Genomic DNA, 23,363 nt, shown 5'->3' with positions numbered 1-23,363 from the left:
GCCGACCCGCTACGGCGTCGTGGCGGGGGTCGGCGTGGAGGTGTCCGTCGGCGTCGGAGTGGGCGTCTTGTAGTACGCGTCGCTGCCGATCGTCAGCACGAACTGGGCGAACTCCGCGGGGTCGTCGAGGGCGCCGACATAGGCCTTGCCGTTGACGAGCACCATCGGCGTGCCGGTGAGGGCGAGCCCGTCGGTGTCGGGGATCTCCTTGAGCGCGCGCTCGGTGGCCGACTTCGCCCAGGAGGCGTAGCGCTCCTCCTCGATGCAGGCGCGGACGATCTTGGGCGAGGCGGCGCCCGAGGCGATCGCGATGTCGGCGAGCGCGGTGTCGTCGAGGCCGTCCGAGTCGACCGCGGGCTGCTTGGCGAGCAGCTCGTGGTTGAACGCGAAGAACTCGTCGGGCGAGTGCGTGCCGACGCACGCGGCGGCGCTCGCGGCGCGCAGCGAGTACTTCGTGCCGTTGGACTTGGAGGTGAGCATCGCGACCGGGTAGTACGTGAGCGTCGCGGCGTCCTTGTCGACCCACGAGGCGAGCTGCTGCGCGTTGGCGATCTGGAAGTCGGCGGCGCCGGGCGCGAGGTAGTCCACATAGACGCGGATCTCGACCGGGGCCTGGTCGGTGGGAGACGGGCTCGGCTCGGCGGTCGCGTCGGGCGCGGGCTCGGGCGTCTCGGTCGCGGCGGGGGTCGGCGCGCTGTCGAGGGTGCCGGCGGCGGCCACCATGCCGGTCACCGCGCTGACCTGGAATCCGTCGCCGGAGGCGGCCGTCGGCGAGGCCAGCGGCTTGGAGGCATCCGAGCCGACGACCCACGTCACGACGACGGCGGCGACGGCGACGACCGCCACTACGGCGATCGAAAGGGATGCCGTGCGGATCGCACGGGCACGGGACTGCTGGGCTCGCACCTGCTGGGCCTTCTCACGCACCGCCTCTCGGCGGTCGCGGTTGGTCGGCACGTGCGATGGATCGTCGCTCGACATGGAACCTCTTGGAACGGGCGTGGGCCGCGGGACGCGGACGACCGTGCGCGGGAGGCACGGACGATCCGATGCTAGCCAGACTCGCTGGGAGATTCCCAGACGAAAGCTCCGCGCGCGCCGTGCCCGGTCGGCGTGTCATACTGTGAGGTGCGCCCGACGAAGGGCGTGTGGGTCAAGCCCCCACTCATTCCATCACTACGGATCGTCCGGCACGTACCTGCCGGTGAGGAGAAGAAAACATGGCGTCAGTCACGTTCGACAACGCAACTCGTCTGTACCCCGGGGGCACGCGCCCCGCCGTCGACAAGCTCAACCTCGAAGTCGCCGATGGCGAGTTCCTGGTCCTCGTCGGCCCCTCCGGCTGTGGCAAGTCCACGTCGCTTCGCATGCTGGCCGGCCTCGAAGAGGTCAACTCGGGCCGCATCCTGATCGGCGACCGCGACGTCACCGACGTTCCGCCGAAGGACCGCGACATCGCGATGGTCTTCCAGAACTACGCGCTCTACCCGCACATGACCGTCGCCGAGAACATGGGCTTCGCGCTCAAGATCGCCGGCATCGGCAAGGAGGAGCGCGCCGCCCGCGTGCTCGAGGCCGCGAAGCTGCTCGACCTCGAGGAGTACCTGACCCGCAAGCCGAAGGCCCTCTCGGGTGGCCAGCGTCAGCGCGTCGCCATGGGCCGCGCCATCGTGCGTCAGCCCCAGGTGTTCCTCATGGACGAGCCGCTGTCGAACCTCGACGCCAAGCTCCGCGTCCAGACGCGCACGCAGATCGCGTCGCTGCAGCGCCGCCTCGGCGTCACCACGGTCTACGTCACGCACGACCAGACCGAGGCGCTCACGATGGGCGACCGCATCGCGGTGCTCAAGGACGGTCTGCTCCAGCAGGTCGGAACGCCGCGCGACCTGTACGAGCGTCCGAACAACGTCTTCGTCGCCGGCTTCATCGGCTCGCCCGCCATGAACCTCTTCGTCTCGAACCTCGCCGAGGGCGGCGTGCAGTTCGGCACCGAGGTCGTTCCGCTCGACCGCGACACCGTGGGCCGCGCCTCGGGCAGCCAGGTCACGATCGGCGTCCGCCCCGAAGACATCGTCGTCGGCCCCGCCGACGGCAAGGGCCTCTCGGTGGTCGTCGACCTCGTCGAGGAGCTCGGCGCCGACGGCTACCTCTACGGCCACACCGACATCGCCGGCAAGCGCACCGACATCGTGGCGCGCGTCGACGGTCGCAACCACCCGACCGCCGGTGACACCGTCACCCTCGCGGCAACGGCCGGCCACGTGCACGCCTTCGACCTCGAGTCGGGCGAGCGCCTGAACGACAAGGTCGTCGCGTCCTAAGCACGACCGTCGCACCGACGCGGCGCGGGTCTCGGAGTTCCGAGGCCCGCGCCGCGCGGTCTTTCCAAGGGGAAGCGTGACGAAAGCACTCACCATCACCGCGAGCTCGGTCGACCCGGGCCTGCTCGGTCTGCCGTGGTCCACGCCGCTCGCCGAGTGGTCGAACGACCACATCGTCTTCCTGCCGAAGGGCATTTCGCGCCACCTCGTGCGCTTCGCGAACCTGTCGGGCCGGGTGGTCGCCATCAAGGAGACGACGACCGAGATGGCGCGTCGCGAGTACGACATGCTCGGCAACCTCGCGCGTCTCGATGCCCCCTGCGTCGAGCGCGTCGCCGTGATCGCCGGGCGCAAGGACTCCTCCGGCGCCCCGCTTCCCGCCGCCCTCGTGACGGCGCACCTGAAGTTCTCCCTCCCCTACCGGGCGCTGTTCACGCAGGTGCTGCGCCCCGACACCGCGACACGGCTCGTCGACGCCCTCGCGGTGCTCCTCGTGCGCCTCCACAACGTCGGCTTCTTCTGGGGCGACGTGTCGCTGTCCAACACGCTGTTCCGGCGCGACGCGGGCGCCTTCGCCGCCTATCTGGTGGATGCCGAGACCGGCGAGCTGCACGAGTCCGGGCTGACGGCGGGTCAGCGCGCGCACGACCTGGAGATCGCACGCACGAACATCGCGGGCGAGATCATGGACCTCGAAGCGGGCGGACGGCTCGAGGGCGGAATCGACGCCGTCGCGATCGCCGACGGCATCATGTCGTCCTACCACCTGCTGTGGGCGGCGCTCACCGACAAGGAGTCGTTCGGCGTCGACGAGTCCTGGCGCATCACGGAGCGCGTGCAGAAGCTCAACGACCTCGGCTTCGACATCGGCGAGATGTCGATCCAGGCCACCGTCGACGGCACGCACGTGTCGATCCAGCCGAAGGTGGTGGATGCCGGTCACCACCAGCGCCGCCTCCTCCGCCTCACCGGACTCGACGTCGAGGAGAACCAGGCGCGTCGCCTGCTCAACGACCTCGACGAGTTCCGCGCCCGCATCTCCCGCCTCGGCGCCGACGAGGAGATGGTCGCCCACGAGTGGCTCACCCGTGTGTTCGAGCCCGTCGTGCAGGCCATCCCGTTCGATCTGCGCGCCAAGCTCGAGCCGGCCGAGGTGTTCCACCAGGTGCTCGAGCACCGCTGGTACATGTCGCAGGCCCGCGGCCGCTCCGTTCCGCTGGCCGAGGTGCTCACGTCGTACATCGACGGCGTGCTCCGCCACCGCCGCGACGAGGCGACGGTCATGGGACCGGTCACCGAGACGATGTCCCTCCCCGTCATCACGACCAGCGGCACTCCCGTCGACTTCGACGCCGACGACGACGACGACGTCGACTGGCGCGATCTCGTCTGACTCACCGCATCCCCACCACTCGGAAGGAGCACGGATGATCCTGCACATGGCGGTCTTCCGCTGGAAGGACGGCACGACCGACGAGCAGATCGCGGCGGCCACGGCAGCGCTGCACGCGCTGCCCGCCCAGATCGCGGTGCTGCGCTCGTACACGGCGGAGTCGAACCTGCGGGTGCGGCCGGGAGCCGACTTCGGTGTCGCAGCGGTCGTCGAAGACGAGGCGTCGGTGGAGGCCTACCTCGACCACCCCGCGCACAAGGCGGCCGTCGAGCAGTACCTGGCCCCGATCATCGCCGAGCGCTCGGTCGTGCAGCTGCCCTACGAGCCGGCCCGCACGCCCTGACGGCTCTCAGTAGCCGACGGTGAACCGTTCGCGGGAGTGCTTCGGCTGCTCGATCTCGTCGATCACGGCGACGCCCAGATCGGCGCCCGAGATGAACGACTCACCGGCGTCGTCGACGACCAGCACGTCGCCGCCGTCGCGGTAGGCACCGGTGCGCTCGCCCGGCGCCCAGGCGCCGAAGCCGCCCGCCGGGTGCACGTAGAACCAGTCGCGAGACGCCGGGGTCGCCCGCAGGTCTTCGAGCACGCCGTAGGCCTCCAGCGCCTCGGGCTTGTACTCCTCGGTGAATCCCTCGGTGTCGATGAGGCGGGGGCCGCCCGGGGCGATGAGGCTGCCGCCCGCTCCCCCGATGACGCCGATCCGCACCGTGTCTGGCAGGGAGGCGACGAGCTCCGCGAGGTTCTCGCGCACCTGGCCGAGCATGTCGCCACGTGCGGCGACGGCCGAGACCACGACATCCACGCCCTCGAGCTCGGCGATCAGGCCGGGCACATCGAGGAGCGTCCCCTCGATGTACGTCGCACCCGCGACCCGCTCACCCGGGACGTTCCGCGCCACCGAGACCACGGTGTGTCCGCGGTCGACGCCCTCCTGGACGATGTGGCGACCGGCGTAGCCCGTGCCTCCGATGACGGCGATGCGAGCCATGCGCCTACTCCTGTCCTGCGTTGCGGATGGATGAGACCTGGTACAGCGCGACGGATGCCGCGATGCCGGCGTTGAGCGACTCCGCGGCACCCGAGATCGGGATCGACACGATCTGGTCGCACGTCTCGGTCACGAGGCGGGAGAGCCCCTTGCCCTCGGAGCCCACGACGATGACGACGGGGCGGTCGGCGAGCTGGAGAGCCGGAAGCGACACGTCTCCGCCGCCGTCCAGGCCGAGGATGAAGACGCCCTGCTTCTTGAACTCCTTGAGGGTCGTCGTGAGGTTGGGCGCGATCGCGACCGGGATGCGCGCCGCGGCACCTGCGCTGGTCTTCCACGCCGCCGAGTTCACACTCGCGGAGCGTCGCTGCGGGAGGATCACGGCGTGGCCGCCGAAGGCCGCGGTCGAGCGGATGATCGCGCCGAGGTTGCGCGGGTCGGTGATGCCGTCGAGCGCGACGAAGAGCGGCACGTTCCCTTTGTCGATGACGTCCTCGAGGATGTCCTGCGGGTGCGCGTACTCGTACGGCGGCACCTTGAGCGCCACGCCCTGGTGCACGCCGTCGAAGCCGGCCATGCGGTCGAGCTCGGGACGCATCACCTCGAGCACCGGGATCCCGCGGTGCGTCGCGATCGACAGCATCTCCTTGACGCGGTCGTCCATCTCCACGCGCTGCGCGATGTAGAACGCGGTCGCCGGGATCTTGGCCCGCAGGGCTTCGAGCACCGAATTGCGACCGGTGACCGTCTCGGTGTCGTCGTCCTTCTTGCCGCGCTGTCCTCCGCCGCGGTTCGCGCCCGACGCGCCGGCGGGCTTGCCCTTGCCGCCCGCTGCGGCGTAGCGCTCGGCGGCCGCCTTGCGCTTGCCCGCCGGGTGCCAGGCGCGGTCCTCGGCCTTGGGGGTCGGTCCGCGCCCCTCCAGCGATCGCTTGTTCTTGCCGCCGGTGCCCTTGGTGGGACCCTTGCCGCCCTTCGCTGCGCCGGGGCGCCCTGGCTTGGCCATGTTCTACTCCTTCGTCTGCGGACGCTCACCGGCGAGTGACCAGTGCGTTCCGTCCGCGGTGTCTTCGAGGGCGATGCCGGCCGCCGCGATCGCGTCGCGGATGCGGTCGGCGCCTGCCCAGTCCTTCGCGGCGCGTGCTTCGGCGCGCTGCGTGATCATCGTCTTCACGAGGACGTCGAGAGCGGATGCTCCGCGGTCCGCTCCGTCGCGGGTGCGGGCATCCGAGGTCATCGGATCGATGTCGAGCACCCGCGTCATGGCGCCGACCGACTCGAACGCGGCGCGCACGGCGTCGAGGTCGCCGTCGTCGAGCGCCGAGTTGCCGGTGCGCACCGTCTCGTGGAGGACCGCGAGCGCCTGCGGCACGTTCAGGTCGTCGTCCATCGCCGCTGCGAACGCCGCGGGGACCTCGCCGTACGAGAAGGAGCCGAACGGCGCGCCCTCCGCCGTCTGCGGGGCGAAGAGCACACGAGCCGCACGCTGCTGGAAGGCCGAGATCCGTTCGAGGGCCGAGCCCGCCTCGGCGAACGACCGATCGGTGATGTCGAGGTTCGATCGGTAGTGCGCCGCCAGCAGCGCGTACCTCACGACGAGCGGCTCGTGCTCGCGGAGCACGTCGGCGGCGAGGACGAAGTTGCCGAGCGACTTCGACATCTTCTGGTCGCCGACAGTGACGAGGCCGTTGTGGACCCAGTAGCGGGCGAACGCGTCGCCCGCAGCGGTCGACTGCGCGAGCTCGTTCTCGTGATGGGGGAAGCGCAGATCGAGACCGCCGCCGTGGATGTCGAACTCCGGGCCGAGGTAGCGCCGCGACATCGCGGAGCACTCGATGTGCCAGCCGGGCCGACCCGGTCCCCACGGCGACTCCCAGACCGCGGACTCCGGCTCGTCGGGCTTCGCCGCCTTCCACAGGGCGAAGTCCTGCGGCGCACGCTTTCCGGTCTCCGCGTCGGCGGAGGACTCCATCGCCTCGGGACTCTGGTTGGTGAGCTCGCCGTAGGCGCTCCACGAGCGCACATCGAAGTAGACGCTGCCGTCGACCGCGTAGGCGTGGTCGCGGTCGATGAGTCGCACGATCAGCTCCTGCATCTGGGTGATCGAGGCAGTGGCACGCGGCTCGTAGGTGGACGGACGGATGCCGATCGCGGCGTAGGCGTTCGAGAACTCGAGCTCCATGCGGTAGGCGAGGGCCCACCACGGCTCGTCCGGCGTCGCGTTGGCGAGCACCTTGTCATCGATGTCGGTGACGTTGCGCACGAACGTCACACGGGCGTAGCGGTGCTCGAGCCAGCGGCGCAGGATGTCGAAGGCGAGCGCGCCACGCAGATGACCGATGTGCGGACCCGACTGCACGGTCGGCCCGCAGACGTAGATCGTGACGTGGGACGGGTCGAGGGGTTCGAAGGCGCGCAGCTGCTGCTGCTTGCTGTCGTAGAGCCGGACCGTCACCGCACCAGCCTACCGGCGGCCCCGCCGCGATTCCTGGGTGTGACCGGCGGTGCCCCCACGAGATGCCGAGAAAGGAGGAGATGGAGCGGACGGAGGATGCGGAGCACCACAGCATCCTCCGCACTGTCCATCGCCTCCGTTCAGAACAGCGATGGCTCCGAACCGATAGAAAGGACGTGTGATCCCCGTGCTCGCCGTCATCGCCGCAGCCGTGCTGTTCGGCACGACGGGCACAGCGCAGGCGCTGGGCCCCGAGGGCACGACGCCGCTCTCGGTCGGCGTCATGCGACTCGTCGTCGGAGGCACCGCCCTGGCGGCCATCGGGCTGGCCCTGGCCCGTCGCCGCACCCACGGGCCCGCCGCGCGCGCGAACCCCGCCCTCACGCGTCGCGCGCTCGGACTCATGGCGGTGACCGGCGTGTGCCTCGCCGCGTATCAGCCGCTCTTCTTCCTCGGCACCGAGCGCAACGGCGTGGCCGTGGCGACGGTCATGGCCCTCGGATCCGCCCCGGTTCTCGCGGGACTACTGGAGTGGGGGCTCACGCGCCGTGTACCCGGCCGCATCTGGATGCTCGCGACCCTGCTCGCGACGATCGGCGTGATCCTCCTCGCGTTCGGGGGCGGCGCCGGCACGGCGGGCGGCACGGACCCGATCGGCATCGTGGGATCCGTGGGAGCCGGAGCCTCCTTCGCCGTCTTCGCGAACGCGCAGCGGCGCCTCATGGACGACGGGTGGGACCCGTTCACCGTGGCAGGCGCGATGGGTGCGGGCTCAGCGATCGTCGGCGCTCTCGCGCTGCCGTTCGTCGACCTCGCCTGGGTGGCCGAGCCCACGGGCCTCACGATGGCGCTCTGGCTCGGCCTGGCGACGATCGCCGTCGCCTACACGCTGTTCACGTGGGGGCTCGAGCGGCTCACGGCGGCGACGGCCGCCACCCTGACGCTGGCCGAGCCGCTGACCGCCGGCATCCTGGGGGTCGCCGTCCTGGGCGAGCGGCTCTCGCTGCTGGCCGTCGCCGGCCTCCTCGTACTCGCCTCGGGACTCGTGATCCTCGCCCTCGGATCGCGGAAGCCGCGCGATCCCGTTCCGTTCGCCGTGGAGGCCTGATCGCCCATGACCGTCGAGATCCGGGTCGACGACCTCTCGGGCGGCGCGACGCAGGCGCTCATCGCCCATCACCTCGCGGGAATGCATGCCACCTCGCCCGCCGAGAGCGTGCACGCGCTCGACCTAGAGAAGCTGCGGCATCCGTCCGTCACGTTCTTCTCGGCGTGGATCGACGGGGAGCTCGCCGGCATCGGCGCACTGTCGGAGATCGACCGGCTCCGGGGCGAGCTGAAGTCGATGCGGGTCGATGACCGCTTCCTCGGCCGTGGGGTCGGACGCGCGATGCTGCGGCACCTGATCGCGACTGCGAGGGAGCGCGGGATGACGAGTCTCTGGCTCGAGACGGGCACGCCGGCCGATTTCGCGGCGGCGACGCGCCTGTACGGGAGCGAGGGCTTCGTGGAGTGCGGGCCGTTCGGCGACTACGTCGAGGATCCGTTCTCGCTCTTCATGACGAAGTCGCTCGCGGACTAGGACGTCTCGCGCGCGCGCCGGCGTGCCGTGAGCACGAAGGCGATGCCGGCGCTCACCGCCACGAGGCCGACGAAGATCGCCCCGAGCGCGATGATGCCGCCCGTCCGCGCGAGAGGCGGCTCCGGGGGGTCGGGGCCGGGAGCGGGATCGGGATCGACGCCCGTCAGCACCAGCAGCACATCGAACGAGAGCGTGCTGACCCCCACGTCGGCGCGGTTCACCAGCTCCGACGCGGCGGGGAATTCGAGGTAGAGCGTGACATCCAACGATGCCCCCGGCTCGATCCGCAGCCCCTCGACGATCACCAGGTCGCCCTGGCGCGGTGTCGAGAACGGGACGGCACCCGAGGCATCCGCGGTGCGCCATCCGAGGAGCACCGCGTCTTCGAGCGGACCGGCGGCGACGGGGCGCAGGAGGGAGGCGCCGAGCTCGCCCACGGTGGGTCCGTTGTTGGTGACTCTGATCTCGCGCGCGATGAGGTCGCCCGGCACCACCATGCGATCGCCGAAGAAGCCCGGCGGGCTGAGCTGGTACGGGTCGCCGCGCCAGTCGAGGGTGACCGTGGGTCCCGTGAAGTCCGTCTCGATCTCCTCCGCCTGCGCGGGAGACCCCGGCGCGAGGGCGAGGGCCGAGCCGAGCGCGACGACCACGAGGGCGGATGCCGCCGTCCGGCGATTCCGCGGACGCACGAACGTCGAGACCGCGTAGGCGAGGAGCGCCACTCCGGCCCCCGCGGCGAGCAGCGGCCCGTACGGCCCCACGAGCGTGAGGGCATGGCCGATCAGGGGAACGCGGAACATGTACACGCCCATGACCTGCTCGGCGAGGATGGGTGGATCGGGACGATCGTTCGCGTCGCCCTGCGTGATGAACTGGCGCCCGTCGATCGTGTTGCTGCCGACGCCGATGACCCGGTGCGTGATGAGGGTGGGATCGCCCGACACGGGCTGGAACGTGATGATGTCTCCGGTGCGGATGTCGGAGGGATCGGCGGCACGCACCGCGATGACGTCGCCGGGGACGAGCGTGGGCTGCATCGAGCCGGTCAGCACGGTGAGCGATGTCCCCCCGAGGACGCGGGGAACGACCTGCAGGAGCACGGCGAGCCCGATCACGAGAACGAGCACGCTCGCGCCCAGGATGGACAGGAACGTCCTCCAGAAGCCGCTGCCGTGACTGTTCATGTGCTCTCTTCACACGTAGGAGGGCGTGCGGGGTCGCCGCACGGGGAGTCCGGGCACGTCGTCGGGCGGGCGGTGGGCCCGGCAGTCACCGCCCGCCCCCTCAGCGGTTTACGGGAAGTTCCCGACGCCCGGTCCGCGGGTCTGCACGAGATCGACCGTCACGTCGCCCAGCGCCGCCTCGGCGAGCGTCGACGTGCGCTCGTCGATCGTCTCGTCGAACGTCGCCGCCACGACGATCGCGATGTTCGCGACCGCGCCCACGGCCGGGACCTCCACGAGCTCGATGACCGGGATGGCGCCCGCGTCCACGGTGCCGGCCTCCTGATTGGCCGCCTGGAAGAGGCCGAGGGCGATCGAGGTGGCCGCCCCCGGAGTGACCGGCGACGCGGTTCCGACCGCGGTCCAGTCTGCGCCGTCGAGGTAGTACGCCTGTGCCGTGAACGTGACGCCGTCGGGCGGCGTCGTGCCGCCGGCGAGGGTCAGATCGACGGATGCCACGAGGTTGTCACCGTCCAGGGCGACGGCGAATCCGTACTCCGCCTCGAGCGTGTCTCCGGGGACGATCGAGTAGAGCGTGAGATCGGGAATCGCGTGCGCGGCGACACCCGAGACGAGCGTCGTGCCCGCGGCATCCGAACGGTCGGCGCTGGTGTCCCAGTAGGCCGGATCGCCCACGGGTTGGACGTCGAGGTTTCCGGTCTGGATCGTTCCGCCCTCGACCTCCGCGGTGGCGTTCCACAGCGCGAACGTCGTGCCGCCGAGCAGCAGCAGCCCGCCGCCGACGCCGGCGAGGATGCCGAGCCCGCGACGCGAGCGTCGCCGTTCCTTCGTGGTGAGTTCTTCGGTGCTCATGAGGAGGACCGTCCCTTCAGTGGGGGTGGGGAGCGCGGCCGCTGCCGTGCTCTGGGGAGTGGACCGGGCCGGGCCAGCGGCCAGGTCTTCGCGGCGCCGCGGCGTCGCGAAGTCTGCGGGGGTGGAGCGGAGGAGGCCCATCAGGGGCCTCCGGGGAGCGTGACGGTGTGCGTGAGCGTGTAGGTGCCGGGGTCGACGACCAGCGCGAACCACGACGACTGCCCGGAGACAGGACCGGACGGAGACTGAGCGGAGGCCACACCGGTGTTGAGGTAGAAGCCACCGCCGTCGCGGTAGTAGATCGACAAGCACCAGTAGTCGACGGCCCGGCCGTCCGGAGCGGAGGCGTCCACCCCCGGCGCGATGCCGACGATCCCCGACGTGGGCGGCTGCGTCGCCGGTGCGGCATCCAGCCGGCAGGCGAGTCGAGCCTCGTCATCGCTCGTCGCGGTCGGGAGGGGGAACAGGCGGACGATCGAGACGTCGAACAGCGTTCCCGGCTGGAAGATCGGCAGGTCGATGCTGTACGTCATTCCCGCGTTGCCGTCGGCGCGCATCGTGACCGCGAGCGGGATCGAGATGTTCGACAGCGTGCTCATGTCCTGTCCGTCCTGCAGGCCCACGGTCTCTTCGAGCACCGAGGACGCACCGGTGGCGAAGGCCGGCGCTTCCCCCACGCGTCCGAACGAGATGCCCACCTTCGCGTCGGCGGCCACCTGGAGCGACGGGTTCACGAGCGCGTCCGACCACAGGGCCCACGCGACTCCGCCGGCTGCGGTCGCCCCCAGGAGCGCCGCGCAGGACAGCACGGCGACGGCCTGCAGGATGCCGCGACCCCGGCGGGCCCGGCCGTCGCGTGAGGTCGGTGCGGACGCGGCGGTCACGGCTGGAACCCCGCTCCCGCTCGGACCTGGTCGAGCCGGATGGCGACCGGGATCGTGATGAGGGTCGCGGGATCAGGCCCGGTGAGAGTGGAGGTGTAGACGAGAGCACCGGTGGTGCCCGTCCACTCCAGGCGGAGTGCCACGAGGTAGCGCTGATCGCCTGCGCTCGTCAGCGACGGGAGACTGATCTCCTCCCCGAGCGCAGCGAAGCCCGACGTCGGAGCGAGCAGGCTCCCCGCGGCATCCAGCACCCGATACCCCGTGATCGTGAGCCCTGCGGGAAGCACGGGCGCGGGTGCGCCCAGGTCGGCCGTGAGCACTGCGGCGATGTTGTCCCCCGCCAGCGTCGTGGCGACGGCGTAGCGCACGTCCACGGAGTCGCCGGGAACCCCGCGGAACTCCGCGAGGGAGGCGATGTCGGCACCCGATCGCCGGTCTCCGACCGGAACCGTCGGCGTCGTCTCCACCCAGCTGACGGCGCTCGCGGCGCTCGGATCGGACTCGAGGCGCAGGTCGCCCGTCACCACGACTCCCCCGGCCTGTGCCGCCGCGTCATTCCAGAACGCGTACGCGACGCCGGCGGGAACGGCGATCAGGAAGACCGCTGCGAGCGCGACACCCCACCGCCGCCCCCGGCGGGGACGGATCGGCGCAACAGCCGCGCTCATGGGAACACCACCGCATCCGCGGTGCACGTGGTCGAGGCGCCCGCAGCGAGCGTGGGCAGCGCGCACACGAGCCCACCGGGATATGTCGCCGACGGGAGCTCGGCATCGGTGACCGTGACGTCGGTGAGCGCGGTCTCTCCGGTGTTCGTCACCTCGTACGCCCAGAAGACCTGGGTCCCGGCCAGGATGACGTCGCCGCTCGGCAGCGGCTGCGTGCGGGCGGCGTCGGCATAGGCCGTCTTGAGCGTCGTCAGAGCAGATACCGGGATGTAGGTGAACGCGCCCGGGAGGACGACGGATGTGCCGTTCGAGTACGTGAGCACGACGTCCACGGGCTCGTTCGCTCCCGTCGTCGACGGGCGCGCCGGTGAGGTCGCGACGAGATTCGTGCCGGTCCCGGTGAACACCGCGGCCGTGCCGCCGAAGCTGATGCCCGTCACCGACGCCCCCGAGGGCACGTACGCGACCGTCACCCCCACGGCGGTGCCGCCGACCGTCGACCCGCTCGTCGGCGAGAGGACCGCCGCGGGGATCGCGGTGACGGCCACGGCCGACAGGAGGAGCCCGTTGAAGTTCGGATCGGTCGAGGTGACCGTCTGGGTGATCGTCGCCGTGCGTGTCACGCCACCCAGCGCGCCGGAGGTCACCGGCACGGCGACCGTGGTGAGGTCGGGGCTGAGCGTCGTCGTGGCCGGAGCCGTCGCCCAGACATCGCTCACGGAGGCTGCGATCGTGAGCGGCGCCGTCGGGAACACGGATGCTGCGCGGCTGACCGCGTACGGGACCGCCGGCGCGCCTTCGTAGACCGTGACCGCCGTCGGGGCGACCGAGAGCGGATTGACGTAGGCCACGGAGTTGTCGGTCGAGGTGGAGGCGACGGATGCCGCGCCCGCGACATCCGTCACCGCGCCCGCCGGGAGGGAGAGCTGGATCGTTCCCGACCCGCTGGCACGCGCCGTCACCTCGAACAGCGTCTCGCTGAGCTTCGTGACGGCGAGCACCTGTGCTCCGGGCGCCGTGGAGCCCGCGGTCGAGAAGTCGGCAGGCTGCAGCGAACCGGCACCCGCCGCGGAGAGCGCCTCCGACGTGGTGACCGTGAAGCGGACGATCCGCTCGGAGGTGGGATCGGCCTGGGACCCCTTCTGGTTCACGGTGACGCGCGGTCCGCACGTGGAGTTGGCGACGGCCGACACCTGGGAGTACTGCGACGACTCGGTCTGCGTGCCGGCGGTCCCCACGCGTCCCTGCGTCTGCACGCGGATGCGCCCCGCGGCTGCCGTGTACGGAACCGTCACCGTCGTGTTCGCATCCGTGATCGAGAACGACCCGAGGAGCGTCTCGGCGCCCTCCGACGTCGTCCCCGCCGAGTAGTACACGTCGACCCTCAGGGGCGTGACGGGCCGCGTCGCCGCCGCCCGGGTCAGCGGCACCGCCACAGTGCAGGTCGTCGTGTTCGGTGCGCCGATCGTCCCGGGGACGAATGTGTTGATCTTGCGGTTGGACGTGGTGTCGAAGTTGTTCACGAGCGTGTCCGGCCCCGTGCCGGAAGCGGCCACAGTAGAGCTGTCGCTGCGCGGGCCGAAGGTGTTGCGCTCCACCGTCGTCAGCCCCGTCTGGAACATGCGCATCGTCGCGGTATTGGTGCCGTCGCCGAACCCGTCGAAGTAGTTGTCGGAGATCGTCAGATTGCTGAGCAGGGTGTTGTTCCCACCGGTACGCGCTCCGTCCCAGTAGATCGCCATGCGGTCGATCGGACCACTCAGCGCGGCCGCGGTCGTGAAGGTGTTGTAGCGGATGACGGCCGGCGTGCCGCCGAGATTGGTGTCGGTGGGCAGACTGACGATCGTCCCCTCGAAATTCCCCGAGGCGACGGTCGTGCCCGTGAACCGGTTGCCCTGGATCGAGAGGCTGTTGAGGGTGACGCCCGCCGAGGCGTAGAAGCGGATCGCCGCCTGCGTGGTGGTGTCGATGTTCTCGAACGTGTTGTCGAGGATCGTCAGTCCGTTGACCGTCGTGGAGTTACCCGATGCGATGCCGTTGCGCCGGCAGCCCTGCGCGTTCGTCGTGGAGCACGCCGTCGTGCCGAGCACGTTCGTGAAGGTGTTGCCGACGATCCGCAGGTTGCTGATCGTCGCGTTGGGCGACAGCTCGACCACCCCGGTGTTCGATGCGACGCCGGTGAAGAACCCCGCGAACGTCGATCCCCTGATCGTCACGTTGTTCGCGCCCGTACGCACGACGACCGCCCGCTCGGTGTTGTAGTTGGCGACCTGCCGCAGCGTGATGTTCGCGATCGTGGCACCCGACCCGCCGGCGCCGATCTCGATCGAGGACTCCCCCGCCCACAGACCGGTCACGTTCTGCACGATCGCGTTCGCGCCGTTGACGTACAGTCCGGCGGCCGCGCATTCCGGCGAGCTGACCGACAGCGCATTCCGCAGATCGAGGGTGATGTTCGCGCCGGTGATCAGGTAGTACGCGCCGGATGCCTCCGTGAGCGTCGTCGTCGACATCCAGTTCGCCGTCGTGCAGTCCGCGGCGATCGTGCCCCCCGCGAAGCCCGGCGCGAGGGTGACGACCACGTTGCCCCCGACGGTCGCATTGGCCTCTTCGAGTGCCGCGCGCAGCGTGCAGACGGGCGTGGCGCCCGCGGTGGCGCAGACGCCGTCACCGGGCGCGGCATCCGGTCCGCCGAAGTTCAGGGAGTTGATGCCGAGCGGCTCCGCGCCGCGCGCCGGGGCGACCGCGGGCGCTGCCACCACGAGACCGGCGATCGCGAGCACGACGACGAGGATGATCCCCAGGATCACCCTCGATCTCGAACCCGCCGGAGCGGCCCCGCGTCCAGACACGAACTAAACTTGGCACGACTTGTCACGCGTGTATAGCAAAGTGACGGATGTGGCAAGGGGCTTGACAGCCCGAATCGATCAGATCATCGTGACGAGCGCCACCGCGAACGCCGCGACACCCTCCGTTCGGCCCGTGAAGCCCAGCCCGTCGGTCGTCGTCGCCGACACCGACACGGGGACGCCGCCGAGCGCGGCCGACAGCACGGCCTCGGCCTCGGCCCGCCGGGCGGCGAACCGGGGCCGGTTCGCCTGCACCTGCACCGAGACGTTGCCCACGCGCCATCCCGCCTCGGCGAGGAGCGCGACCGTGCGCGCGAGGAAGGCCTCGGCATGCGCGCCGGCGTACTCGGGCTGCGACGTGCCGAAATGCGTGCCGATGTCGCCGAGCCCTGCCGCCGCCAGGAGCGCGTCGACGATCGCATGGGCGACGGCGTCGCCGTCGGAGTGCCCGGACAGCGCCTGCTCCCCCGGCCATTCGAGCCCGGCGAGCCACAGCTGCCCGTCGCCGCCGAACGCGTGCACGTCGGTGCCCATGCCGATCCTGGGGATCGCGGGAGCCGCGTCGAGCGAGCTGCGCACCGGCGCGACGGCCGTCACGAGCGATCGCGCACGATCCAGGTCGGCCGGCGTCGTGATCTTGAACCCGTGTGCGTCGCCCTCCACCGTGAAGACGGCGTGGCCTGCGGCGGCCACGAGCGCCGCGTCATCGGTGAAGTCCTCCTCGGCGACACGGTAGGCCTCGACGAGGATGTCACGGCGGAAGCCCTGCGGCGTCTGCGCGGCGGCGAGCACCGATCGGTCGACCGCCGCCTCGACGATGTCGCCGTCGACGCGCTTGAGCGTGTCGACGACGGGCAGCACCGGCACGACGCCGGCGCGACCGGCATCCACCGCCGCGATCACCCGCTCGAACACCTCCGGTGGCACCAGTGCTCGCGCTGCATCGTGCACGAGCACGATCTCGACGTCGGCCCAGACGGCCGAGATTCCGGCCGCCACCGAGGCCTGGCGCGTCTGACCACCGGTCACGACCGATGCGAGGTCGCGACGGTCGCCGGATGCCTCGAGCACATCGGTCTCGGCGTCGCCCTCGCGCCCTGCGGGCACCACGACGATCACCTGCGCATACGGTGCGGCGAACACGCCTCGCAGCGCGTGGCGCAGGATCGTGTGCTCGTCGAGCCCGACGAAGGCCTTGGGCGCACCTGCGCCGAGCCTGTTCCCCGACCCCGCGGCGACGACGATCACGGCGACGCGCGGGACCGGCGGAATCGAAGGAACGACGGACGACGGGTGCGGAGCTGGGTCGAGGGACACAGCCAGAGACTAGCTCGCGAGGACCTCTTCGAGCACGACGCTGGCGCGCTCCTCGTCGGTCTTCTCGGCGAGTGCGAGCTCGGAGATGAGGATCTGCTTCGCCTTGGCGAGCATGCGCTTCTCCCCGGCCGACAGACCGCGGTCCTGATCGCGGCGCCAGAGGTCGCGGACGACCTCGCTGACCTTGATGACATCACCCGAGGCGAGCTTCTCGAGGTTCGCCTTGTAACGGCGCGACCAGTTCGTGGGCTCCTCCGTGAAGGGAGCGCGCAAAACCTCGAAGACCTTGTCGAGGCCCTCCTTGCCGATCACATCACGAACGCCCACCAGATCGACGTTCTCTGCCGGGACCTCGATGATGAGGTCTCCCTGCGTGACGTTGAGCTTCAGGTACTTCTTCGTCTCGCCCCTGATGATCCGGTCTTTGACCTCGATGATCGTCGCGGCCCCGTGGTGCGGATAGACGACGGTCTCGCCAACCTCAAAAAGCATGCAGTTATGTCCTTTCGGCAACCTCCAGGATACCACAGGCGGCATACGCTAAGGTTCGCCGCCTCCCCCCGACGGACGCGCCGTCCCTGCGGCATCCGACCCCTTAGAATGACTGAAGGTCACCCGCCACCGTTCTAGGAGGACTCGTGAAATCGCGTCTCGTCGCGTCCATCGCCCTCGGCGCCCTCGTTCTCCTCGGAGCGACGGGCTGCTCGATGATCTCGCCGCAGGCGACCACGATCCCCTACTCCCCGGCGGACGGTGTCAACATCCCCGACAGCGGCCCGCTCCAGGTGCGCAACGCCATGCTCGTCGCAGACGAGAGCGGTGCCGACGGCAACTTCGTCGCGGCCATCATCAACTCCACGTCGGAGTCGCACACCCTGAGCCTCGAGTTCGGCGAAGGCGACGGTGCGATCGCCAAGACCGTCCGCGTGCCGGCGAACACCGTCCTCAGCCTCGGCACCGAAGACACCGACCCGCTCCTGGTGGAAGGCATCGACACGATGCCGGGCGCCGACATCCCCGTGTTCTTCCAGTCCGGCGACGGCGAGACGGTGCGCGCCGCGGTGCCGGTGCTCGACGGCACCCTGCCCTACCTCGCGCCGCTCGTTCCCTGACGCGCAGGCTGACGCCCGCGATCGGCCGCGGCCCTCGGCCCGGCCTCAGCCCTCGAAGCGGTAGCCGAGGCCGCGCACGGTCACGAGCATCACGGGCTCGCCCGGGTTGCGCTCGATGCGGGAGCGGATGCGCTTGATGTGCACGTCGAGTGTCTTGGTGTCGCCGAAGTAGTCCGTGCCCCAGACGCGATCGATGAGCTGACCGCGGGTCAGCACCCGTCCGGCGTTGCGCATGAGGACCTCGAGCAGCTCGAACTCCTTCAGCGGCATGCTGATCTCGGCGCCTTCGACCGCCACCGTGTGCCGATCGATGTCGAGCGTGACGCGACCGCCCGTGAGGATGCGGTCATCGAGGTCGGCGTCGACCGATGCGAACCGGCGCAGCACAGCGCGCATGCGGGCGAGGAGCTCCCGCGCCGAATAGGGCTTGGTCATGTAGTCGTCGGCACCGAGCTCGAGCCCCACCACGATGTCGACCTCGGAGTCCTTGGCGGTCAGCATGATGATCGGCACGTTCGAGGTCGTGCGGATCTGGCGGCACACCTCGGTGCCCGGCATCCCGGGGAGCATGAGATCGAGCAGGATGATGTCGGCACCGCGCTCGCGGTAGGCGGCGAGTGCGGCCGGACCGTCTTCGGCGATCTCGACGTCGTGCCCCTCGCGGCGCAGGAGGTAGGCGAGGGGGTCGGCGAGGTCGGGTTCGTCCTCGACCAGGAGCACGCGGCTCATGTGGTTTCTCCGTTCGTGGGAGCAGGGGATGCGGGGGCCGCGGTCGTGGCGGACGAGACGGCCTTCTTCTTCGGCGCCGAGCCGGCGGCCTTCGGCTTGGACTTCTTCCGCCCGCGCTTGCGCGTGGTGTCTTCGGGCGGCGCCTCCGTACGAGGGAGGCGGATCGTGAAGGTGGAGCCCCGACCGGGGCGCGACCACAGGCGCACTTCGCCGCCGTGACGCTGTACGGCGTGCTTGACGATCGAGAGGCCGAGGCCGGTTCCGCCCGTTCGCCTCGAGCGGGCCTGATCGGCACGGTAGAAGCGCTCGAAGATGCGCTCCTGGTCGCCTTCGGCGATGCCGATGCCGCGATCCGTGACCGCCACCTCGACGACGCCCTCACTGGATTTGACGCCGACCCCGACCGTCGAGCCCTGCGGCGAATACGCGATGGCGTTCGCCACGAGGTTGCCGACGGCTTCGCTCAGCACCTGCGCGTCGCCGCGGACGTACAGTCCCTTCGCGCCGCCGCGCTGCAGCACGACGCCCGCCTGAGCGGCCTGGATGCTGTGGGCGTCGAGGGCCGACGCCACCACTTCGTCGACCGACACGTCGCGCAGGACGGTCATGTCGTCGGCGGCCTGCAGCCGGGACAGGTTCATGATGCGGGAGGTGAGGAGCGAGAGCCTGTTCGCCTCCCCGGTGAGACGGGACGCGAAATTGCGCACCTGCTCGGGATCGTCGGCGGCCATCTCGATCGCCTCCGCGAGGAGGCTCACGGCTCCGACCGGCGTCTTCAGCTCGTGGCTCGTGTTCGCGACGAAGTCGCGACGCATCTGCTCGACGCGCTCCTTCTCGGTGATGTCGCGCAGCACGAGAAGCGACAGCCGGGGCGAGATGCGGGTGGCCCGCACCGCGACGAGGCGCGTCTCGGCCGGGGGGGCGCCGCGCTGCAGGCGCAGGGTCTCCGAGGCGCTTCCCGACTCGGTGGCCCGCGCACGGCGCGACAGGGTGCGCAGCTCATCGCCCGGCAGGACCTGCCCCTCGGCCATGCCGAAGGGAACGGCCGCCGTGGAGGCCGCCACGATCGTGAGCGACGCGTCGACCACGACTGCGGGATCGTCCAGGCCGTGGAGGACATCGCGGACGCCGTCGGGGACGATGGCGGAGTCGTCGGCGCGCTGCCGGTCGCGGGAGCGCAGCGCCAGGGCCACGATGACGGCGATCGCCCCGCCGATGATCGCCCCCGCGAGCAGGGCGAGCAGCGCGAGCTGCGTCGAGTCCATGCCTCCACAGTAGACGGCGCGACCGACGACGTTTCGGCGCCCCCGGCCCTGCCCCCGGGGCATCCGGATAATATTCACTCCGGCGGCACCGTTCGTTAACCTTCGGCGGCAATGATCGCCGAGTCGTGGGACGAGTACGCCCCGCGAAGGATGAAAGGTGCAAGCGCATGCGCGAAGTGTTCCATCAGTCGCTCGAGGACGTGCAGTCACGCCTCGTCGAGATCGCGGAACTCGTGACCGTCGCGATCGACAAGGCGACGCAGGCGTTCGGCACGAGTGACGTCGCCCTCGCCGAAGAGGTCATCGAGGCCGACGCCGTCATCGACGAGAAGGCCATCGCGCTCGACGAGCTCGCGATCGAGATCCTCGCCCGCCAGCAGCCCGTGGCGCGCGACCTGCGCATCGTCGTGAGCGCGCTGCGCATCAGCGCGTCGCTGGAGCGGATGGGCGACATCGCCGAGCACATCGCCCAGCTCACCCGTATGCGGTTCCCCGAGCGGGCCATCCCGAAGGGCCTCAAGGGCACGTTCACCAAGATGGGTCAGCTCGACGTCGAGGTCGCCCGCAAGCTCACCGAGCTCCTCCAGACGCAGGACCTGCGTCTGGCCGAGGAGATCCGCAACGACGACGACCAGATCGACGAGCTCCACGTGGGCGTGTTCGAGAAGGTGCTCAGCGACAGCTGGCAGGGCGAGACGGCCGCGACCGTGGACGCCACGCTCGCGAGCCGCTACCACGAGCGCTTCGCCGACCACGCGGTGTCGATCTCGAAGAAGGTCGCCTACCTCGCCACGGGCGATTGGACCATCGACGCCGACGACACGTTCGTCGTGCCGGGCGTCGGCACGGCCTGACCGTCGCGATCACGAAGAAGAGCGGATGCCCCGGGGCATCCGCTCTTCTTCGTTCGTGGGTGAGGGCTACTTCTTGCCCTGGTTCGCCACCGCCGCGGCGCCGGCTGCAGCGGCCTCGGGGTCGAGGTACTCGCCCGCGCCGATGGGACGGAAGTCCTCGTCGAGCTTGTACACGAGCGGGATGCCCGTGGGGATGTTGAGCTCGGAGATGTCGGCGTCGCTGATGCCGTCGAGGTGCTTCACGAGACCGCGCAGCGAGTTGCCGTGCGCCGCGACGAGGACGGTCTTGCCGGCCTTCAGATCGGGGATGATGTCGCTCTCCCAGTACGGGAGCATGCGGTCGATGACCAGGCTCAGCGACTCGGTTCGCGGAGCGGTGCCGTCGATGTCCGCGTAGCGGGGGTCGTTCGCCTGGCTGAATTCGCTGTCGTCGGGCAGCGGCGGCGGCGGCACGTCGAACGAGCGGCGCCAGAGCATGAACTGCTCCTCGCCGTACTCCTCGAGGGTCTGCGCCTTGTCCTTGCCCTGCAGGTCGCCGTAGTGGCGCTCGTTGAGGCGCCACGTGCGCTTGACGGGGATCCACAGGCGGTCGGCGGAATCCAGCGCGATGTTCGCGGTCTGGATCGCGCGGCTCAGCAGCGACGTGTGCACGACGTCGGGGAGGAGTCCCGATTCGGCGAGCAGCTCGCCGCCGCGGGCGGCCTCGGCCTTGCCCTGGTCGGTGAGGCGGACATCCACCCAGCCGGTGAACTGGTTCGACTTGTTCCACTCGCTCTGCCCGTGGCGGAGGAGGATCAGCGTGTACGGCGCGGTCATGCGCTCAGCTTAGCGAGGCTCGCGACAGCCCGTCCGGTCGGGTGCCGAGCGAATGGGATCATGGGCTCATGGCGGGCAGGCACTCCCCCGCGGGGCGCATCACCCGCGGCACGACGGGCACGAATCGCCTCCGTCGCGTCGATCGGTGGATCGCGCGGCATCCGGCACTCCTGCGCGCGGAGGATCCGCTCGTGGTCGACCTGGGATACGGCGCGAGCGGCGTCACGGCGCTCGAGCTGCATGCGCGCCTCGCCCGCGCGAGGCCCGACGTCGAGGTGCTCGGGCTGGAGATCGATCCCGCACGCGTCACCCGTGCGACGACGCAGCTCGCGGCGGTGCGCGCCGGATCGACGACGTTCGCGCCGGATGCGCGCGTGTCGTACGCGCTCGGCGGATTCGAAGTGCCGGTGCCCGCAGCGCGGCGGCCCGCCGTCATCCGCGCCATGAACGTGCTCCGACAGTACGACGAGAGCGAAGTGGCCGGCGCGTGGCGCACGATGGCGTCGCGCCTCGCACCGGGAGGCGTCCTCGTGGAGGGCACGTGCGACGAGATCGGGCGCATCACGACGTGGGTCGCCGTGGACGGCGACGCCGCCCCCCGGAGCCTGTCGATCTCGCTGCGTCTGGCCGGTCTCGAGCGACCGTCGATCGCAGCCGAGCGCTTGCCGAAGGCGCTCATCCACCGCAATGTCCCCGGGGAGCGCGTGCACGCCTTCCTCGCGGCGCTGGATGCCGAGTGGGAGCGCGCGTCGGCGGTGTCGCCGTTCGGGCCCGTCCACCGCTGGCAGACGGCGCTGGAGGCGCTTCAGAGCGCCGGGTGGCCCCTGCGCGCGCGTTCGCGGTGGCGTCTGGGCGAGCTCACCGTGCCGTGGGACGCCGTCGCGCCGCCGTGACGACACCCACGCCGCGCTGCTCCTCGCACGCGCCGCTCCGATTCGCGCAGCGCTGACGGGAAGGAGCGGATCGCCTCGGGGCTCACCTAGATCCGAGGGACCGCCGCGCGCGCGTCTTCGGACGACATGCCCGTCGCGGTCAGCAGGTCGACCACGAGCGGACGCATCGCGGCGAGGAGGTTCTGGTCGCCGAGGGTCGCGGACGGCAGCAGTTCGGCCGGATCGAGTCGCGCGGCGACGGCCAGGAGAGCCGACCGCGCGGCCGGAGCGAGCGAGATGTCGTCGAGCGAGCCGTCGATCTCGGCCGCGCCGCGCAGGATGTCGGACAGCACGTCGGCGGCGACGGGTCGGGGCGCGCCGTCGTCGCAGAGGTAGACCGCGCGGCGGCCGATGACGCGCAGATTGCGGATCGCGAGATCGATCGACTGCCGTATGCGCTCGTGTCGCTCGATCTCGAAGCGCTGCCGACGCAGGAACGGCGAGATGCGGGCGATGGCGAGTCCGGATTCGAGCGAGGAGCGCCAGTCGTCCACGAGAGGCTGCAGCGCCCGCGCCTTCTCGAGGCCCCGCTCGGCGCGCAGGCGGTCGCCCCTGCGGAGTCCTTGGACGAGCGCCGCCGCCGCACCCTCGAGCTCCGCGAACAGCCGGTGGGCGTCGCGCAGCCCGGCGCGCATCGGATTGCGCGGGATCAGGGCCGTCACCAGCAGTGCGGCGATGCCGCCGATCACGCCGTCGATGAGGCGGAGGAACGGCGCACCCGAGGGGATCACCATGACGATGAGCGACTGGATGGCCGCCGCGATCGCGAAGCTCGCCTGCGGCGAGAGGAAGCGTGCGACGACGAGGGTGATCCCGAGGGCGAGCGCCAGCTGCCACCATCCGTGGCCCGCCACCAGGAGCAGGAGCTCCGCGACCAGGATGCCGACCAGCATCCCGAGCACGGTCTCGAGCACGCGTCGCGGCCGCGCGTCGCGCACGAGTCCGAGGCTCGACACCGTCACGGTGGCGGCGAGGAGCGGAGTCGGGTGGCCGAGCACGTACAGCGCGAACGCGTAGGCGCCCGTCGCCGCCACGACGATCTGCAGGATGGCCATCGACGAGTCGCGCACCCGCGTGACGGCCTCGCGCGGATGGACGCGGCTGCGCCACCCCGTCGGGACGGTCGCCGTGACCGGAGACGGTCCGTCGGCGCTCACGG

At 70.7% G+C, this 23,363-nt stretch carries 23 protein-coding genes; 8 read left to right on the top strand and 15 right to left on the bottom strand.

The features are described 5' to 3' along the window. Nucleotides 1–9: 9 nt before the first annotated feature. The gene (locus B0B14_RS03055) at nucleotides 10–981 is read right to left on the bottom strand and encodes a DsbA family protein (RefSeq protein WP_076680046.1); all 972 of its coding nucleotides are present in this window, start codon (nucleotides 979–981) and stop codon (nucleotides 10–12) included. A 239-nt stretch (nucleotides 982–1,220) separates the two neighbouring features. On the opposite strand from B0B14_RS03055, the gene B0B14_RS03050 reads away from it, so the two are divergent. The 3 genes from B0B14_RS03050 (at nucleotide 1,221) to B0B14_RS03040 (ending at nucleotide 4,057) form a co-directional block, all read left to right on the top strand. Continuing rightward, nucleotides 1,221–2,321: an ABC transporter ATP-binding protein gene (locus tag B0B14_RS03050; RefSeq protein ID WP_076680045.1), complete on the top strand. Its 1,101-nt coding sequence runs from the start codon at nucleotides 1,221–1,223 to the stop codon at nucleotides 2,319–2,321. Nucleotides 2,322–2,397: 76 nt separating this feature from the next. Then, the gene (locus tag B0B14_RS03045; RefSeq protein WP_076680044.1) at nucleotides 2,398–3,714 is read left to right on the top strand and encodes a DUF4032 domain-containing protein; all 1,317 of its coding nucleotides are present in this window, start codon (nucleotides 2,398–2,400) and stop codon (nucleotides 3,712–3,714) included. A gap of 34 nt (nucleotides 3,715–3,748) precedes the next feature. Further along, a complete protein-coding gene (locus B0B14_RS03040; RefSeq protein ID WP_076680043.1) occupies nucleotides 3,749–4,057 on the top strand; it encodes a Dabb family protein in 309 nt (102 codons plus the stop codon). A gap of 6 nt (nucleotides 4,058–4,063) precedes the next feature. Here the strand turns inward: B0B14_RS03040 and B0B14_RS03035 are convergent, their stop codons facing one another. Genes B0B14_RS03035 through cysS form a run of 3 tightly spaced genes read right to left on the bottom strand, consistent with a single transcriptional unit; the run spans nucleotide 4,064 to nucleotide 7,157 of the window. After that, nucleotides 4,064–4,705 carry an NAD(P)-dependent oxidoreductase gene (locus tag B0B14_RS03035; protein WP_076680042.1) on the bottom strand — a complete coding sequence of 214 codons (642 nt, stop codon included), beginning with the start codon at nucleotides 4,703–4,705 and terminating at the stop codon, nucleotides 4,064–4,066. A gap of 4 nt (nucleotides 4,706–4,709) precedes the next feature. Next, nucleotides 4,710–5,708 carry a 23S rRNA (guanosine(2251)-2'-O)-methyltransferase RlmB gene (gene rlmB, locus B0B14_RS03030; RefSeq protein ID WP_076680041.1) on the bottom strand — a complete coding sequence of 333 codons (999 nt, stop codon included), beginning with the start codon at nucleotides 5,706–5,708 and terminating at the stop codon, nucleotides 4,710–4,712. Nucleotides 5,709–5,711: 3 nt separating this feature from the next. Continuing rightward, on the bottom strand, nucleotides 5,712–7,157 hold the full coding sequence (cysS, locus tag B0B14_RS03025) for a cysteine--tRNA ligase (RefSeq protein WP_076680040.1): 1,446 nt from the start codon (nucleotides 7,155–7,157) through the stop codon (nucleotides 5,712–5,714). 178 nt (nucleotides 7,158–7,335) lie between these two features. On the opposite strand from cysS, the gene B0B14_RS03020 reads away from it, so the two are divergent. Both B0B14_RS03020 and B0B14_RS03015 read left to right on the top strand, forming a co-directional pair. Beyond that, on the top strand, nucleotides 7,336–8,265 hold the full coding sequence (locus B0B14_RS03020; RefSeq protein WP_076680039.1) for a DMT family transporter: 930 nt from the start codon (nucleotides 7,336–7,338) through the stop codon (nucleotides 8,263–8,265). 6 nt (nucleotides 8,266–8,271) lie between these two features. Further along, on the top strand, nucleotides 8,272–8,739 hold the full coding sequence (locus tag B0B14_RS03015; protein WP_076680038.1) for a GNAT family N-acetyltransferase: 468 nt from the start codon (nucleotides 8,272–8,274) through the stop codon (nucleotides 8,737–8,739). On the opposite strand, the gene B0B14_RS03010 is transcribed toward B0B14_RS03015, so the two are convergent. The 7 genes from B0B14_RS03010 to B0B14_RS02980 form a co-directional block, all read right to left on the bottom strand. Beyond that, nucleotides 8,736–9,923, bottom strand: coding sequence for a signal peptidase I (locus tag B0B14_RS03010; RefSeq protein WP_076680037.1), 1,188 nt, complete (start codon nucleotides 9,921–9,923; stop codon nucleotides 8,736–8,738). The two genes, B0B14_RS03015 and B0B14_RS03010, sit on opposite strands and share 4 nt — an antisense overlap. Before the next feature lie 108 nt (nucleotides 9,924–10,031). Then, nucleotides 10,032–10,775, bottom strand: a complete 744-nt coding sequence (locus B0B14_RS03005; RefSeq protein WP_076680036.1) for a SipW-dependent-type signal peptide-containing protein — start codon at nucleotides 10,773–10,775, stop codon at nucleotides 10,032–10,034. A gap of 140 nt (nucleotides 10,776–10,915) precedes the next feature. Continuing rightward, nucleotides 10,916–11,659, bottom strand: a complete 744-nt coding sequence (locus B0B14_RS03000) for a hypothetical protein (protein ID WP_076680035.1) — start codon at nucleotides 11,657–11,659, stop codon at nucleotides 10,916–10,918. After that, the gene (locus B0B14_RS02995) at nucleotides 11,656–12,327 is read right to left on the bottom strand and encodes a hypothetical protein (RefSeq protein WP_076680034.1); all 672 of its coding nucleotides are present in this window, start codon (nucleotides 12,325–12,327) and stop codon (nucleotides 11,656–11,658) included. The genes B0B14_RS03000 and B0B14_RS02995 overlap by 4 nt, the downstream gene beginning before the upstream one ends. Continuing rightward, on the bottom strand, nucleotides 12,324–15,137 hold the full coding sequence (locus B0B14_RS02990; RefSeq protein WP_076680033.1) for a beta strand repeat-containing protein: 2,814 nt from the start codon (nucleotides 15,135–15,137) through the stop codon (nucleotides 12,324–12,326). Before B0B14_RS02990 ends, B0B14_RS02995 begins: the two co-directional genes overlap by 4 nt. 120 nt (nucleotides 15,138–15,257) lie before the next feature. Then, entirely contained in the window at nucleotides 15,258–16,496 is a 1,239-nt protein-coding gene (locus B0B14_RS02985) for a bifunctional 2-C-methyl-D-erythritol 4-phosphate cytidylyltransferase/2-C-methyl-D-erythritol 2,4-cyclodiphosphate synthase (protein WP_076680032.1), read from the bottom strand. A gap of 9 nt (nucleotides 16,497–16,505) precedes the next feature. Next, the gene (locus B0B14_RS02980) at nucleotides 16,506–16,988 is read right to left on the bottom strand and encodes a CarD family transcriptional regulator (protein ID WP_076680031.1); all 483 of its coding nucleotides are present in this window, start codon (nucleotides 16,986–16,988) and stop codon (nucleotides 16,506–16,508) included. A 146-nt stretch (nucleotides 16,989–17,134) separates the two neighbouring features. Between B0B14_RS02980 and B0B14_RS02975 the strand changes: the two genes are divergently transcribed. Beyond that, nucleotides 17,135–17,608 (top strand): DNA modification methylase, encoded by a 474-nt coding sequence (locus B0B14_RS02975; RefSeq protein WP_076680030.1) that lies wholly within the window; start codon nucleotides 17,135–17,137, stop codon nucleotides 17,606–17,608. A 45-nt stretch (nucleotides 17,609–17,653) separates the two neighbouring features. On the opposite strand, the gene B0B14_RS02970 is transcribed toward B0B14_RS02975, so the two are convergent. Further along, the gene (locus B0B14_RS02970; protein ID WP_076680029.1) at nucleotides 17,654–18,337 is read right to left on the bottom strand and encodes a response regulator transcription factor; all 684 of its coding nucleotides are present in this window, start codon (nucleotides 18,335–18,337) and stop codon (nucleotides 17,654–17,656) included. Continuing rightward, a complete protein-coding gene (locus tag B0B14_RS02965; protein ID WP_076680028.1) occupies nucleotides 18,334–19,602 on the bottom strand; it encodes an ATP-binding protein in 1,269 nt (422 codons plus the stop codon). Before B0B14_RS02965 ends, B0B14_RS02970 begins: the two co-directional genes overlap by 4 nt. A 167-nt stretch (nucleotides 19,603–19,769) precedes the next feature. Here B0B14_RS02965 and phoU point away from each other — a divergent pair, with 167 nt between their 5' ends. Continuing rightward, nucleotides 19,770–20,456, top strand: a complete 687-nt coding sequence (phoU, locus tag B0B14_RS02960) for a phosphate signaling complex protein PhoU (protein WP_076680027.1) — start codon at nucleotides 19,770–19,772, stop codon at nucleotides 20,454–20,456. A gap of 66 nt (nucleotides 20,457–20,522) precedes the next feature. Here the strand turns inward: phoU and B0B14_RS02955 are convergent, their stop codons facing one another. Then, nucleotides 20,523–21,272, bottom strand: a complete 750-nt coding sequence (locus B0B14_RS02955) for a phosphoglyceromutase (RefSeq protein WP_076680026.1) — start codon at nucleotides 21,270–21,272, stop codon at nucleotides 20,523–20,525. A 68-nt stretch (nucleotides 21,273–21,340) separates the two neighbouring features. On the opposite strand from B0B14_RS02955, the gene B0B14_RS02950 reads away from it, so the two are divergent. Continuing rightward, on the top strand, nucleotides 21,341–22,165 hold the full coding sequence (locus tag B0B14_RS02950) for a class I SAM-dependent methyltransferase (protein WP_076680025.1): 825 nt from the start codon (nucleotides 21,341–21,343) through the stop codon (nucleotides 22,163–22,165). 86 nt (nucleotides 22,166–22,251) lie between these two features. Here the strand turns inward: B0B14_RS02950 and B0B14_RS02945 are convergent, their stop codons facing one another. Beyond that, nucleotides 22,252–23,361 (bottom strand): FUSC family protein, encoded by a 1,110-nt coding sequence (locus B0B14_RS02945; protein ID WP_076680024.1) that lies wholly within the window; start codon nucleotides 23,359–23,361, stop codon nucleotides 22,252–22,254. Nucleotides 23,362–23,363 lie beyond the last annotated feature (2 nt).

The sequence above is a fragment of the Microbacterium sp. RU33B genome, from assembly GCF_900155915.1.
Classification (GTDB): domain Bacteria; phylum Actinomycetota; class Actinomycetes; order Actinomycetales; family Microbacteriaceae; genus Microbacterium.
This window is presented reverse-complemented; position numbering and strand designations above follow the sequence as displayed.